The organism is Paenibacillus sp. JCM 18996 (assembly GCF_055392555.1).
In genome coordinates this window covers 352,111-367,044 of the sequence record NZ_AP043884.1, presented here as the reverse complement: position 1 = coordinate 367,044, position 14,934 = coordinate 352,111, and the positions used below count along the sequence as shown (strand labels likewise).

The 14,934-nt window shown below is 48.5% G+C and carries 10 protein-coding genes; 2 read left to right on the top strand and 8 right to left on the bottom strand.

Going from position 1 to position 14,934, the window contains the following annotated elements; translation table 11 throughout:
* The first annotated feature begins 259 nt into the window (after positions 1-259).
* Both ACZ5N7_RS01785 and ACZ5N7_RS01780 read left to right on the top strand, forming a co-directional pair.
* Positions 260-3,532, top strand: coding sequence for a DEAD/DEAH box helicase (locus ACZ5N7_RS01785; protein WP_464656849.1), 3,273 nt, complete (start codon positions 260-262; stop codon positions 3,530-3,532).
* A gap of 480 nt (positions 3,533-4,012) precedes the next feature.
* On the top strand, positions 4,013-5,020 hold the full coding sequence (locus tag ACZ5N7_RS01780; protein WP_464656847.1) for a YheC/YheD family endospore coat-associated protein: 1,008 nt from the start codon (positions 4,013-4,015) through the stop codon (positions 5,018-5,020).
* Positions 5,021-5,293: 273 nt separating this feature from the next.
* Here the strand turns inward: ACZ5N7_RS01780 and ACZ5N7_RS01775 are convergent, their stop codons facing one another.
* The 8 genes from ACZ5N7_RS01775 to ACZ5N7_RS01740 all read right to left on the bottom strand — a co-directional run bounded on the left by ACZ5N7_RS01775 (position 5,294) and on the right by ACZ5N7_RS01740 (position 14,921).
* Entirely contained in the window at positions 5,294-5,779 is a 486-nt protein-coding gene (locus ACZ5N7_RS01775; protein WP_464656845.1) for a hypothetical protein, read from the bottom strand.
* A complete protein-coding gene (locus tag ACZ5N7_RS01770; RefSeq protein ID WP_464656843.1) occupies positions 5,776-6,963 on the bottom strand; it encodes an MFS transporter in 1,188 nt (395 codons plus the stop codon). Before ACZ5N7_RS01770 ends, ACZ5N7_RS01775 begins: the two co-directional genes overlap by 4 nt.
* A 21-nt stretch (positions 6,964-6,984) precedes the next feature.
* Positions 6,985-7,848 carry a sugar phosphate isomerase/epimerase family protein gene (locus ACZ5N7_RS01765; RefSeq protein ID WP_464659106.1) on the bottom strand — a complete coding sequence of 288 codons (864 nt, stop codon included), beginning with the start codon at positions 7,846-7,848 and terminating at the stop codon, positions 6,985-6,987.
* Between the two features lie 268 nt (positions 7,849-8,116).
* On the bottom strand, positions 8,117-8,974 hold the full coding sequence (locus ACZ5N7_RS01760) for a carbohydrate ABC transporter permease (protein ID WP_464656841.1): 858 nt from the start codon (positions 8,972-8,974) through the stop codon (positions 8,117-8,119).
* Positions 8,975-8,985: 11 nt separating this feature from the next.
* Positions 8,986-9,936 (bottom strand): carbohydrate ABC transporter permease, encoded by a 951-nt coding sequence (locus ACZ5N7_RS01755; protein WP_464659105.1) that lies wholly within the window; start codon positions 9,934-9,936, stop codon positions 8,986-8,988.
* Between the two features lie 82 nt (positions 9,937-10,018).
* Positions 10,019-11,380: an ABC transporter substrate-binding protein gene (locus tag ACZ5N7_RS01750; RefSeq protein WP_464656839.1), complete on the bottom strand. Its 1,362-nt coding sequence runs from the start codon at positions 11,378-11,380 to the stop codon at positions 10,019-10,021.
* Positions 11,381-11,566: 186 nt separating this feature from the next.
* A complete protein-coding gene (locus tag ACZ5N7_RS01745) occupies positions 11,567-13,123 on the bottom strand; it encodes a response regulator transcription factor (RefSeq protein ID WP_464656837.1) in 1,557 nt (518 codons plus the stop codon).
* Positions 13,113-14,921 carry a cache domain-containing sensor histidine kinase gene (locus ACZ5N7_RS01740; protein ID WP_464656835.1) on the bottom strand — a complete coding sequence of 603 codons (1,809 nt, stop codon included), beginning with the start codon at positions 14,919-14,921 and terminating at the stop codon, positions 13,113-13,115. The genes ACZ5N7_RS01745 and ACZ5N7_RS01740 overlap by 11 nt, the downstream gene beginning before the upstream one ends.
* Between the last annotated feature and the right edge of the window lie 13 nt (positions 14,922-14,934).

Sequence of the window (14,934 nt, the reverse complement as noted above, 5' to 3'; positions counted from 1 at the left end):
TGAGTTGTTGTATTATATATGATGCCTATGATTATATATTACTAAGTACATTATATATAACATGGAAACAGCCAGTCAATCTTAATTTTGGTAACGCATTCATTTTTTAGAAATCAGGCTTATGGTAACTTTATTAAAGCATTAATGCTCCCTCCAGGGATCTCATCGTATCATAGATGCTTATCATTCTTCTCTTTGAAAAATGGTTTATGCTACAATGGACACAGCAAATATCCGTTATACAGGAAGGTATCCGCTGATGAGCATAAGGTTAACAAAAAATTCGTTGAAACAATGGTGCGGCCCCTATGCTTATCAAAAAGGCGAACGATTATGCCGCACGAATAAGATTCATTTTACACGATTTGATGCCGAAACAAATGAATATACAGCCGAAGTGAACGGCACCGACGGTCATGAGGTTCAACTTACGTTTGACTGGGACGGCAAGCCAAAAGCGCAATGTACGTGCCCCAGCCTTAGTTCATTCGAAACCTTTTGCCAGCATATTGCCGCTGTTCTGATCCGTCTATATGACATACAACAAGCCGGCGAATCGCCCGCGCCATTGAATCCTGCCAACGTGCAGCCCGGAGAAACTCCCGAAAGTATTGAACATGTCCCCATCGCCGAGCGCATTCTCGGACTATTCGACGATAAGCCCATACGCCCCATCCACAATAGGACACTTGCGGAAACGAGAACGCCTCTTGCAGTGGAATTCATTCTTAAACTCCTGGCCTTCAACAAAAAGACCGCCCTGTTCGGCATAGAGGTTAAGGTCGGCCCCAAAGCATTATATTTTGTGCGCAATATCGCTTCCTTTTTGGATCAGCTTGTACGGGGGGAAGGCTACCCTCTCTCACCGAAGTTCAGCTACGATCCCGAACTCCACAGCTTTTCGAGAGAAAACGAAGCCGTCCTCCGAGCTTTATTCGAAATCGTTCAGGACCGTGCCGCCTATCGCCAAACGGATCGCTTGCAGCCGAATTACGCCTCCATTATGAGCGGCGACCGCACGCTGCTGGTTCCGCCGCAGGCATGGACAGGTCTGCTTCATTTGCTGACGCAAGCGCCGAAGGTTACTATTATGGATGGGGACAATAAATATGACGGCATTTGCCTATCCGATGAAACTTTGCCTCTGCGCTTCGAGTTCAATGAAACGAGCTTAGAAGGCTATTCTTTGCTTGTTCACGGTCTTGAGCAGATTACAGTTATGGAGTCTTATGGAATGGCGTTCCTTGAGGGGAGACTGCTCCCGCTTCCGGAGAAACAAGCCAAGCGGCTTTCAGAACTAAAGGCGATCCTCGACGAATCGGATGCGCAGGACATTCCAATTCATGGCGGTCAAATCGAATCTTTTATAGAAAAAGTAGTGCCCGGCTTCATGAAGCTGGGCAGCGTCAATATCGCCCCGGCCATCACCGAGCGTGTCACGCAATCCCCTCTTGAAGCGAAGCTGTATCTGGACCGGGTGGGCAATCGTCTTCTCGCCGCCATTGAATTTCAATATGATGAAGTCGTGATTAATCCTTTGGAGGACAGACGGAAGCAGCAGGGCTCTCATTGTATTATCATCCGGGACCTCGAGCAGGAACAGCGGATCATCGAAGCGATTGAACAAAACCCTTTTACAAAAACGGAATCAGGATACTTCATGGGGGACGAAGAAGCGGAGTTCGACTTCCTATATACGGCCCTCCCGCAGCTGGAGAAACTGATGAAGGTCTACGCAACGACGGCGGTAAAACTCCGGGTGCAAAAATCGGATACGATGCCGAAGGTCAGTGTGCAGGTATCTGCGGCTGAGCAAATGAACTGGCTCGAATTTCATTTCAACATGGGTTGGATTCCGGAAACCGAGATTCGCAATCTTATAAAATCGTTGGAGGAAAAGCGAAGATATTATCGCCTGCCGAACGGTTCCTTATTGCCGCTCGACAGCGCCGAGCTTCAGGACCTGTCCAGGTTCCTGGAGGACACCGGACTTCTCTACACGGATATTTTGGCATCGAAGATCAGTATCCCTTTGGTCCGCGGGCTTCATTTGGTCGATCACGATTTCAGTGTTTTGAAGCTCGACAAGCCAGTTCGCCAGCTCCTTGACAACCTGCGAAATCCGGACAATCTCGACTTTCCGATCCCTGCTCATCTCACGAATGTGCTGCGGGATTATCAAAAGCTTGGCTATCAATGGTTGAAGACGCTTGGTCATTACGGGTTCGGCGGCATTTTGGCGGATGACATGGGACTGGGAAAGACCCTGCAAAGCATTGCATTCATCTGTTCCGTGCTGCCGGAGATTCGGCAGCGGCGCATCCCTGCACTCGTGATCTCGCCGGGGTCGCTTGTGTACAATTGGCGCAATGAGCTGAGGAAATTTGCACCGGGCATTCGTGTACTGATTGCGGACGGCAGTCAAACCGAGCGTGCAGAGAAAATGCAAAGGCTGGCGGATGCTGACGTTGTGCTTACGTCATACCCGCTCTTGCTGCGGGATGTGGGCCTCTATGCCAAGCATTCGTTCCACACCCTCATCCTTGATGAGGCTCAAGCCTTCAAAAACCATACGACGCAGACAGCCCAGGCTGTCAAATCGATCCAAGCCGGTTACCGATTCGCTTTGACCGGAACCCCTGTCGAGAATCGTCTGGAAGAATTGTGGTCGATCTTCGACATCGTCTTCCCGGCATTATTCCAGGATCGCAAAACGTTCGGAAACTTGACGCGGAAAGAGGTGTCCAAACGGGCGCGGCCTTTTATGCTCCGCAGGTGGAAGAGCGATGTACTGCAAGATCTGCCGGACAAAATGGAGTCGATCAAGCCTACCGAGCTGCTTCCGGAACAAAAGAAATTGTATGTCGCTTATTTGGCCAAGCTTCAGCAGGAAACCTTAAAGCATCTAAGCGTAGACGGTTATCAAAAGAGCCGTATCAAAATCTTGGCCGGTCTCACCCGGCTTAGACAAATTTGCTGTCATCCCGCCCTGTTTATCGATGGATACCAGGGAAGCTCTGCGAAGCTTACGCAGCTGATGGAAATCGTGGAAGAGTGCCTGGCCAACCGGAAACGCATGCTGATCTTCTCTCAATTCACGCAGATGCTGCGCCTCATTGGTAAAGCACTGAGCGATCAAGGAATTCCATTTTTTTATCTGGACGGTTCCACCCCAACCCGCGAGCGCGTCGAGTTATGTGGCCGGTTTAACGAAGGCGAAATGGATGTTTTCCTCATTTCCTTGAAGGCAGGGGGAACCGGTTTGAATTTGACGGGAGCGGATACCGTTGTCCTATATGATTTGTGGTGGAACCCTGCAGTCGAGCAGCAAGCCGCCGACCGCGCCCATCGCATGGGGCAAAAAAACGTCGTCCAAGTGATCCGCCTCATTACCCAAGGGACAATGGAGGAAAAAATGTACGAGCTCCAGCACAAAAAGAAACACCTGATCGACGAAGTGATTGGCCCCGATCAGGAGACGGCGATATCTACCCTAACCGAACAAGAGCTTCGCGAAATCTTGATGATATAAACGGAACAGAATCACCCTTCGGGTGAGCGGATATCCTAGAAATGGAAACGGTCATATCTACATATTGGATTTATCAGGAAATTATCCCTGTATTTAGGTACGTTCACCAAGCAGGAGACATTTCCCACACATTAACGGGAGTTGTCGAGCCATCCCGCACAGATCGCACTTCATACGATAAACAACCGCTGCGGGCTCCGGGTCGGTTGTTTTATCGTATCAGGATGATTTGAAAGGTGCTATACCTCACTTCAGAGGCATTGAGTTGCATGATTGGCCATTTGTTAGCTGTTGATTTCGGAGACGATCAAAATTATGGGCAGTCCGGGGAGAGTACGTGTTCATATAGTAAAGGTATGGAGGTGAGCTCATTTCTATATGAAGCGATTTGGCATTTTACAGTCGGCTTTTCCCGCAAGCGGATCTAAATTATCCGCAGTCTCATCCTATGTCCCGGCAAAAACGTGGAGAATGTTTCATTTGGCGGGACGAAAAAGCGGTTTACAGGTTATTTTTTTTCGCTCGGAGGATGTGGCTTTCAGCAGACGCAGGGTACATGCTTGGTCCTGCTCTTCAAAGAACGGGATGTCTGGCTGGAAACGCGGCTGGCATCCGCTTCCCCATGTGTTATATGAGAATTACCCGGTAGGAGTGAAAGGGTCAGGCGCTGGAGCAAAAGCGGTCAAGCGGATGTTCAGCCGGCTTGGCATTCCGGTGTTTAACCCGGTTTTCTTCAATAAAGCGGACCTGCAGACTCTTTTGAGCCGTAGTGCGGCAGTACGTCCTTACCTGCCCGCAACCAAAATTGCCGCCAAGGTTTCGGATGTCGCCGGCTTCTTGAAAAAATACGGTGTCGTATATCTCAAACCCGTTGATGGATACCAAGGAAGCGGCATCTTGGAAATCCGCCTGCTTTCCCACGGCCGAATCCGGTTGAAATCTGACAAATTCAAGGCAAACCAACCTTTATTGCAGATTTATTCTCGAGCCAAGTTTAATTCTTTTACAGCCAAACTTCTTAAGAAGAGAAAGTACATCGTCCAGCGGGGCTTAATGCTATTGAAAAAAGGAGGCAGCAAAATCGACTTTCGAGTAGTTGTCCACAGGGGAGCCGACGGAAAGTGGCATTCTGCCGGAATCAGGCCCAAGCTGGGAAGGGCGGGATCCATAGTAACCAACAGCCATGCCGGAGGTTCAAAGACAACCTGGAGGAAGCTTGAGCGTTGGGCGCGTCAGACCCGGACTCCTTTGCCGACGGCCTCGCAGCTTGTGCGGCCGGCTATTATAGCGTCCAAGTATTTAACTAAGATCAGGCCTACACTCAGTCATCTCGGAATCGATGTCGCAGTAGACAGCAGGAAACGAATCTACCTGTTGGATTTAAACATCGTGCCGGGCCGCGATCTGCTGACACCCGCTATGCTTAGGCGCGTCACGGCTCTTACAACCGGTTTCGCCCGCTATTTGGCTGACAAGTATAACACTTAATTCCCTCCTGTTAACTAAATGGACTCATAGAAAGAATCGCCGGCGGGGCTGCTGTGAAACTTATCTTTTGATTCAGGCGCCGTGCTTTTATATATCAAGAAAAATACCGCCGCAGCGAAGCACAGCACAAACAACATAAAAAATCGTTTGGAAGGAAGCTTTGCTCTCCTTTCCGGCGAACTCTTCAACCATTTCCACGCACACACTGGCAAAGAAGGCGAATGAAATCCCGTCAAAAAGCTGAATGGCCAGCACGGCATATACATTGTGGCTCTAATAAATCACCAGGCATTTGATCGCGTAAAACAGAGCCGAAACAGACAAAATGTAAAATCTGCCTATTCTATCGCCCACCTTTGCCGCAATCCAGAACATCGGCACCTCGATAATTGCGGCTACCGAGTAAGCGATCCCGCTCCAGCTCTTTTCAAATCCCGACTCTTTGAAATAGAGTGGGCAGGGACGTAAAATTGATGGACGACGACATAGTGAGCAAAAAAAACAAATACCGACAAAAATCATGAACGGTTTGTTCCACAGCACCTGCCGGGTCTGGTCGAACAAGGTCAGCTTGGGCGGGGAAGCCTCTGTTTTCGAAAAAAAAAACAACGTGATCAGCACAAATACATTGATGATTAAATACGAAAAAAAGCTGGATGTAGCGCTTATTCCCTTTTCGGTCAAAAATAGGCTCATGTACGGAGAAAACGAGGATAACGCCAGGTAATACAAAAAATAATACACATTTAAATTTTTCATCCTGTAACTTTTTCCTTGGATAATCTCGTTTCCGTGTAAAGTATGGCAAGAATGACCGATAGTGCTGCGATGACAAGCGCTATAGGGATGAAAAAGATATCAGGGGAAATCCCCTGAATGAAAGTCGGCAGCAAATAACCGATCAAAGCCGCCGTTTGTGAGATAAAAACGTACAGACTGGCTCCGAATCCCGAATAATTGATAAACATGCGCTGCACGTATCCCATCGCAACTCCGTAAAGGATGGAAACAGACAAGGAATATACGGGCTGCACCGCAAAAAATAAAGGAATCGGAGAGGCTGCCGCATAAACCGAATAGGTGACGAGCGCGCAGATGCCTCCTATAACAATGACCCTTATACTGCCGTACTTCGCCGCCCAATAACCGGAAAGCGTCATAAACAGCAGCTCAAAGACAGCTTGGGCGCTCCATAGATAGGACATTAGCTGCGGCTTCCCAAACATCGCGTTGAACACAAGAGGCAAATATAATCCGCGAATCGCGTCCGCGCAAGAGAGCATGAGGAGCGCGATCAGCATAATCAATGAAAACGGTTCGCCTTTTTTGGCGGCCGCAGCTGCGGCGGTTCCCTTCACTTCCCTGTAAAACAGCAGGAGCAGAATCAATCCCGCGTACCCTATGAGATTCCCCCAAAGGACGCCATGAAATCCGGTTAACAGAAAAATATTCGCTCCAAGCAGCAGTCCTGTAAAAAAACCGACACTAAACCCGGCACGAAGCCAGAGCAGCGCGATTTCGAGAATGGATTCCGCCCATTTCGTGAAATGATTGCGGGCCATGGCGAAAATCTGCCCCATGATCAATCCGGAAGGGGCAGTTGCAATTGACATGCCGATAAGCGCACCGGCATAATCGCCGGCATGCATATAAACGATGAGCCCGGTGATGCAAAGCGCGGCCGCAGCGATGGGAAGCGTTTTCTTGTCCTTCATCCTGTCACTTATAATACCGACGGACAACGTAATTACCATATTCAAGAATAGCGAGACGGAGAAAATAGACGCGATTTGTCCCTTGGACAAATCAAGCTGGTCCCGCATATAAACCGCATTCATCGGCGCCAGTATGCCCGTGCCGATGCCATAGATAAACATGGCGAGCAGCAGAGTGCCCGCTCCCTTCACTCCCAAGAATACCTTGATATCCGCTGCTAATCGCATAACGCGCTGCCTTTCGACATGCTAGATTTCATTCCAAATCCGCTTTGCATTGTCCAGACTGATTTTTGTGCCTGTTTTGCAGTCTTCCATCCCCTCGAATTCAATGGAGATATATCCGTCGTAACCGGACTGCTTAACCTGCCTCACGACTTCCCATATATCTATGTCTCCCTGGCCGACAATAGCGCCTCTTAAATAATTGCCGCTCGCTGTAGGGAACCAGCCCTGCCCCGGATTCCGGTTAGACTTCCGGAGGTAGAAATCTTTAAAATGCACCATCGAGGCAATCGGCAGATTCTTCTTTACAGCGGAGACGGAATCTTCGTCGACGCACATAAAATTGCCGATATCAATTGTAGTGCGGTAGTTTGGCCGGTCCACCATGTGGACGAGTCTTTGGACACGGTCGCTTGCTTGTACGAGGTAGCCGTGATTCTCCACGCTCGTAGTGATCCCGTACTGCGCCGCATAATCGGCGATTCTCCTGCAGGCCTCAGCCATCCGTCCCAGGTCCGCCTCGAATTGAAGGATCGAGGTATCGGCAATGGGCCGGGAGCCCGCGTCATGACGCATCAGCTTTACACCCAATTGAGCGGCAATATCCACTTGCTTCATCACTCGGCTGATTTCGTTCTCGTATTCGGCTTCATCCTGCACAAGAAAATTGGCGCCTATAGCGTAATTGGAGATATCAAGGCCCACATCGGCTGCTTTTTGGCGGATCGCTTCGATCAGTTCCGGGTTTTCTACAAGATCGAAACCAAGCGGAACGATTTCCACATGTTCGCCGCCAATATCGGCAATCCATTGTACAACATCGACAATTGACATCTCGTTTGCTTTCAATGCCTGGTACAAACTGTAAGAACTGACTCCGAGCTTCATCTTCATTCACCATCTTTCAAATATTGTGCAAAGGTAAGGTGGATCCCCACATCATGCGCCGGGTGCGATGCTGCCCACGCCGCTGACTCTTTGGCCGATGCGCAGGGCATCATTTGTAGCGGATGAGATTACATTTTCGGCGAATAATGCTGAATTCCTTCACTCGTCGCGTGGCACATTCCAAAATCGTCGGCGTTGACCAGTATAATGCGGTCATTTGAACTGTATCCAAGCGCTTGCGAGAGTTAATGCAGGCTCCCCCCAATATTTATCCTTTTGAACCGGTGATTACGATGCCTTGAATAAAATACTTCTGCGCAAAGAAGAACAGCAGCAGCGGAGGCAGCACGGCTACAATGGAGGCGGCCATCAGCAGGTTCCAGGGTGTGGCCGAATAAGCTGCGGTAAAATTTGACAACCCTAGCGAAAGCGGGTATTTTTCTCCTGTGCTCAGATAAATAAGCGGTCCCATCAGGTCATTCCAGCGGTACATGAACTCCAGAATGGCTGCGGTTGCGAGAGATGGAATGGAAAGCGGAAGAATGATGCGAAAGAACAGCGTGAAGTAACTTCCTCCGTCGATTTTGACCGCCTCGTCCAGATCCTTCGACAACCCCATATAAAACTGCCTTAACAGAAAAATAATAAATGCGCTGCCCCCAAAAGCGGGAATAATCAGCGGCAAATAAGAATCGACCCAGTCAAACTTGTTGAAAAGCAAGTACTGCGGAATCATCGTCACCTGGGGAGGGATCATCATCGTACTCAGCACGAGAGCGAACAGGATAACACTTCCTCTGGCTCGCAGCCTTGCAAAACCGAAGGCCACGAGGGACGAGCTGAGAGTTACGGCAAAAACCGTAATGGCAGTGTAGCTGACTGTATTCCAAATGTAGCTTGCGAGCGGAACATCGTGAAAAACCTGAGCGTAGTTCGCCCATTTGAATGGTGAAGGAATCCACGTCATCGGCAGCTTATGGACATCGCCGAGATCTTTCAGCGAAGTCGTTATCATCCAGAACAGCGGGAAGGCAAACAGCAGCAATCCGATCAACAAAAAAGCGTATACGAAGATTTTCCCCACTGAACTCAGTTCTCCGTGAGAAACCCTGCCACTTTTAAACATACGAAATCCTCCTAACGTTTATTGTCGTACTCGTAGTAAACCAGCCTTCTGGAAATCCATAACGAAAACAGGGTTAAAGCAAACACGATGATGAACAGGATCCATGCCTGCGCTGAAGCGTAGCCCATCCTGAACTGGGCGAAGGCCGTATTAAACAGATAAAGGACATAGAAGTACGAATTCCAATCCGGCCCGCCTTTGGTAATAACGTAGGCCTGGGTGAACACCTGGAATGAAGAAATCAGCCCAATGATCGCATTGAACAAAATAACCGGGGAAATCAGCGGAACGGTAATGCTGAAAAACTTCTTCATCCTGCCCGCCCCGTCAATGGATGCGGACTCATAAAGATCCGTCGGCAAGCTCTGGAGACTGGCAAGGAAGATCACCATCGTTCCGCCGATAGAGGTCAGATGCATCAGCGTCATCGAAGGGACAACCGTTGAAGCTTTGGTGAACCAGCCCGGCCCCTTGATACCGAACCATTGGTACAATAACGAGTTAACAACGCCGAAGTCCGGATTCAACAGCCAGGACCACAGGAAGGAAACGGCGACACCGGATATAATGGAAGGAGTATAGTATAAGGTTCTGAAAAGCGCTTGACCTTTAATTTTCTGGTTCAGCAGAACCGCAAGCAAGAGCGAAGTAACGATGGTAAAAGGCACGGTAAGAACCGCATAATAAGAAGTGACGGAAAGCGATTTGTAAAACAGCTTGTCCTGGAACAAATCGGAGTAATTGCCCAACCCGATCCACTGAGGGCTGTCGACGACATTATAATTCGTGAAGCTTAAAAACAGGGAAGCCAGTATCGGTCCGCCCGTAAACAATAAAAACCCGATCACCCATGGCGATATGAAAATCCAGAACGCGCGTTCCTCCCGCACCGTCTCCCTGCTTCTTTTTTTTGTCTGCCGAACTGCCGTTGCTGCCGCCGTGTTTGGGGATACATTAACCATACTCAATTATTTCACCTCTCTTTTTAAAATGGTTTCCCTTGGAATGCACCAAGGGAAACGTCCGCAGTATCATATTGTTTACTTATTTAAGATTCAGGGACCGAAGGTTTTTGTCAATCTCCTTAAGCCCATCGTCCACGGATTTCTGTCCGTTCCATACGCCGCTTATTGTCTGGTTGATGGTGTTGCCGATGACCGCGAATTTATCGATCAGGTGGTTGTCCGCCTCGCGGCCGAGCTTCACCGCGCCTTCGTTCAGGCTCTTTATTTCTTCAACCTTCATCCCTGTCTTGTCCGACATCTGCTTGTACCACTGATCGGCGAGTGTAGTGTCCGCAGGGGTGGCTAAAGTTTTTTCCATAAATTTCTTGCCGCCGTTTTTCGGATCGACCAGGTATTTGATGAATTCCCAGGATTCCTTCGGATGCTTGCTCTTCGCGCTGATGTTCCAAGGGTCGACGAACAGCGGAACTTTACGTCCTTCGTGATAAGGAATCGGCGCCACGCCCCATTTGAACTTCGCCGATTGGTAAGTCCAGAAGCCCCATCCTCCGTTGATTACCATCGCCACTTTACCCGTCAGGAACGGATCTCCGATCGCCGCAACCGCGTCCACTGTAGTCTGGTTCGGAGACACTTTGTGTTTGTTGATCAGATCGGCGTTAAATTGAATCGCCTCTTTGTTGGCAGGGTTGGCGAGCACGGCCGGCTCGCCCATGACGGCTGATGTATACGCTTCCGGTTTGAAGAAGTCACCGCCGAATCCCCAGGATTGAAGGTTAGGGCTCATGCTGTTGCGGACGCCAAACACCTGTTTATCGGCGTCGCCGACATCGTGGGTTAATTTCTGGGCGATTCCCAGCATCTTCTGATAATCCCAGGATTGGTCGTTCCAGTCTGTCGTCGGATAAGGAATGCCCGCTTTATCGAAAAGCTCCTTGTTGTAGTAAAGGAAGCTGCCGATACTGAGCATTGGTATTCCGTAAGTTTTGCCTTCGATGGTATAGATATCCATAATGCGTTTATTTATCGTTCCAAGCGCAGCCGCATCCGATTGCACGAAGGAAGTCAAATCAAGCAAGGCGCCCATTTTCATGTAGCTCGCAAATCCGGAGTTAGCCCAGTTGGCCGACCACACGTCAGGGACTTTACCGCTTGAAATCATTGTAGTCAATCTCTGGTCGATCTCGGCCTGAGGAATTTGCTCCAACTTTACCGTTATATTCGGATTGGCCTCCTGGAAGCCCTTAATCATCTCTTTTTCCCAGTCGACCATGTTCGGGTCCGTCCTGACAAGCCACGTAAGCTCAACTTTCCCTTTGCTCTTGTTATCCTCACCTGTCACGCCGCCGCCGGATTTGTTGCCGGAACAACCATATAAAACTGTCGATAAAGTGAAAATCACCATCAAAATCAAGGCCGCTGTTCTTCTCGTTCTTGTCAAATTCAAGACCTCCATTTTTTATAAAATGATCCAGACAGATTGCCAACCGCTTTCCGTGCGAAAGAGATGCCCGCCCTCCTTTTATCACTTTACGGTAACAATTTTTTAATTGTAACCGCTTACTTTTTATTATATTTGTAAAATATTTCTTGCCTATACTGTAAAATTAATGGTTATCTAAAAAATTTAAACGAGTTTATTGAAATCCCGATATTCCGATGGGACGGTGCCTGTAATTTTTTTGAATAGATTCGAAAAATATTTGTACTCTTTGTAACCCACACGTTCCGCAATTTCATACACAAGATCGTTCGTTGTGACAAGCAGCTCTTTCGCTTTCTCGATCCGGTATTCATTTAAATATTCGTTATAGGTTTTACCGGTCTCCTGTTTAAAAATAAGGCTGAAGTAATTCGGAGTCACCTTGATCATCTCGGCAAGTTCGGAGGCTTTCAGTTCCTGGTCATAGTGCTCGTGTATATAATTCTTCACTCTCTCCATAATCCACCGGTTTTTTCCTATATTAAGCTGCTTGGAAAACTGGTGCAGCGCAAGCAGTTCCTCCACAAACAGCTGCTGCAAAGAAGCGAATGAATTATAAACCTGCAGATCGATCGTGGAAAAATAAGAGTCCCTTTCATCCAGGTCTTTCATATGGTCGCGGAGCCTTCGGTATACCAGCATCTTGATTTCATTACAGATTTGATAAGCATCGGACAGCATGAATTTCCTGCATCGGAATACCGCGAACAATTCCTCGACGGCCTGGCTTAATTCGTTAGCTTTTTGCTGAAAAAAACAATCAAGCAGCTTCTTTTCCTGCTCCTTGGGATATTTCCGGTCCGCAGCGTGTGCCTGCATATTTGTCTTTAAAATGAAGTTTTCTTCTGTGGCATGGCATTGCCGTTTCAGAAGCCCGACCAGACGGGGGAACGCCTCCCGAATGTGCCTGAGCTCAGTCAGCGTATCGGATACGACCCAATTCAAGCAAAATCCGCACTGCACGATCACCGGATTGCTGACATCTGTCAGCCCGATCTGGCCGTTTGAAACAGGGCTGCCGTCTTTGTGAAAGATGACCGTAAGCAGCATATTCTGGTGGATGAACGAAGACAGCACCGAAATTTGGCGTGTTCGTAAATTCTGCTCTATCCGCTGCTTCCAAAATGTCCTGATATTCTCCTTATCCGTGCGGTTTTTATTCTTCATAAGCAGGCCGTATTCCAGAATTTCGCTCAGCACAATTCGAAAGTTCGCGGCGCAGCTGATACACCGCAAATCCCGGAATATATCTTCGCCTAAGTCGATTCCCATCATTTGATTTGAAATCAGTTTCATTTCATATATGATTCTCTGTTCGTTTTCTTTCTCAATCTCCTGTCTAAGCTTGCTTACCAGCTCCATTAATTCATCGACTTCAACCGGCTTCAAAAGGTAATCCCGGACTCCGAACCTAAGCGCCTTCCGGACATAATCAAACTCTTCGTATCCGCTCATCATAATCATTCTCACGGGAGGCTTCCTTTGGGCCAGAACCTCAGCCAACTGGAGCCCGTCCATTGACGGCATACGAACGTCGGTTAGCACGATATCTACCGGAGTCTGCTCCATGAGCTGCAGTGCCTGCTCCCCGCCGTAGGCTTCCCCTACGATTTCGGCGCCTATCTCTTCCCAAGGGAGAGTAAACCTTAAACCTCTGGTTATGGTCGGTTCGTCGTCAACAATCAGGATCCTAACGTTCATGCAGTTCATTCTCCTTTTCGATGAAATGGCTGAGCTCCTGCTCCGAGCGAATAATGGGGACGGTAATCCGTACCCGTACTCCTTCGCCTTCCCGTGAGAAGATTTGCAAGCCGTATCCAGGCCCGAACAGCAAAGCTATCCGTTCCCGGATATTGCGTAAAGCAAACCCGCTTTGGGTGCTGCGGCTTATGTCAGTTTCAATCGTGTGCGGCGGTATGCCTTTTCCGTTGTCCGTCACATCGATGCATATGTTGCCGTCTTCCGTGCAGCAACGGATATCGATGAGGCCCGGTTGATCCATTCCCTGAAATCCATGCAGAATACTGTTCTCCACAATGGGCTGCAGTATTTTTTTCAGCACAAGCGCATCTCCGATTTTTTCATCCATGGATATGGTGTACTTTAAGCCGTGGCCCAAACGCTTTTCCTGCAGGATCAAGTAGCTCCTTACGTAATTGAGCTCTTCGCTCAAAGGGATGAGCAGCTTTCCTCTGCTTAAGCTGATACGGAACAGCCTGGATAACGCTTCGATCAGCCGGCTGGTTTCCGATGCCTTCTCCATCCTGGCGGTCCAGCGTATCATATCCAAAGTGTTATAAAGAAAATGGGGATCGATTTGGTTTTGCAGCGCTTTCAATTCAGATTCCCTTTGTTTGATTTCCAGCGTGTACTTCGTATCGATCAGCCGCCGGATCGTGGCAAGCATGCTGTTGAACCTCATGCCGAGTATTCCGATGTCATCTTTGTTCAATACGTTTACCTTGATATTAAAATTCCCCCGTTCGACCTGCCTTGTCAACCTTATCAATTCCAGAATAGGACGTATGATAAAATAGTAGAATCCGATTAACGCGGCCAATCCCAGGATCAGCGAAACAAGGATCATAGTCTTGACGGAGGTGCGGATGCTCTCCAGATTTTTGGAGATTGCATTCTCCTCGACCGTTGCCACTATGAACCAATCCGGACGCTCGATTTTGCGAATAACTGCAAGATAACCTCCGCTGCTGCCCGCATAAGTGAAATAATGGTTATTGGACACCACTTTCTGCAGTAAAGCAGGATCGTTGTAGTAAGTGCCCAGTAAAAATTTGTCTTTATGCGACAGGATCACACCTTTGCGATTTATTATGAATACCGACCCGCTTGAACGGGGAATGCCCTGCGCACTGATCGTGGAGGCGATAAAATCCTCGTTCAGACGGATCCTGACCAGCCCTATGTTCCTCGATATCTCATTGATGTCATTGATCTGGCGGAGCAGTGATATCACATGTTTCCGGTCTCCGGTCCATAAGCTTCTCATCGTATACGCTTCGCTCCACACTATCCCTCCGTACGCCTCGCCGGCGGCTTGTTTCCATGCGCTTTCGTCGCCTTCCATCTGCTCGCCGATGCTGGTGCTGACCCCGTTGATTCCCTGCAGCTCGATCGAATTAATGTATCTTTTGGAAACGGCATGGAACGCGCTGAAGGCGTTAACGTGGTCTTCCAGGCTTTTAACTTCCATAGGATTTTCTTTCGATTCATTGGAAGCGGTTAAAAATTTACGGAACTGTTCGTCATAAATCATAAAAGAGGAGATATCCTCGACATTCTGTATTACGGACGAAACGTTTTGTGAAAGCGTATCCAAAATTCTTTCTGTAGATACCACCGCCTGTTCCTTCAGAATATTGTTGATTTGCACTAAAACGGTTACGCCAAGCACGGGCACAGGGATGACTACCAGGATAAAAAATATAAAGAAGGATTTCCACTTTAAACTCCAGTCTTTGAAACGAAACCACCTTGTCATGGCTTTCTTTCCC

Coding starts and splice junctions, on each gene's coding strand:
- ACZ5N7_RS01785 (WP_464656849.1), top strand. CDS start 260: ATGAGCATAAGGTTAACAAAAAATTCGTTGAAACAATGGTGCGGCCCC.
- ACZ5N7_RS01760 (WP_464656841.1), bottom strand. CDS start 8,974: ATGTTTAAAAGTGGCAGGGTTTCTCACGGAGAACTGAGTTCAGTGGGG.
- ACZ5N7_RS01745 (WP_464656837.1), bottom strand. CDS start 13,123: ATGAACGTTAGGATCCTGATTGTTGACGACGAACCGACCATAACCAGA.
- ACZ5N7_RS01770 (WP_464656843.1), bottom strand. CDS start 6,963: ATGCGATTAGCAGCGGATATCAAGGTATTCTTGGGAGTGAAGGGAGCG.
- ACZ5N7_RS01740 (WP_464656835.1), bottom strand. CDS start 14,921: ATGACAAGGTGGTTTCGTTTCAAAGACTGGAGTTTAAAGTGGAAATCC.
- ACZ5N7_RS01775 (WP_464656845.1), bottom strand. CDS start 5,779: ATGAAAAATTTAAATGTGTATTATTTTTTGTATTACCTGGCGTTATCC.
- ACZ5N7_RS01755 (WP_464659105.1), bottom strand. CDS start 9,936: ATGGTTAATGTATCCCCAAACACGGCGGCAGCAACGGCAGTTCGGCAG.
- ACZ5N7_RS01765 (WP_464659106.1), bottom strand. CDS start 7,848: ATGAAGCTCGGAGTCAGTTCTTACAGTTTGTACCAGGCATTGAAAGCA.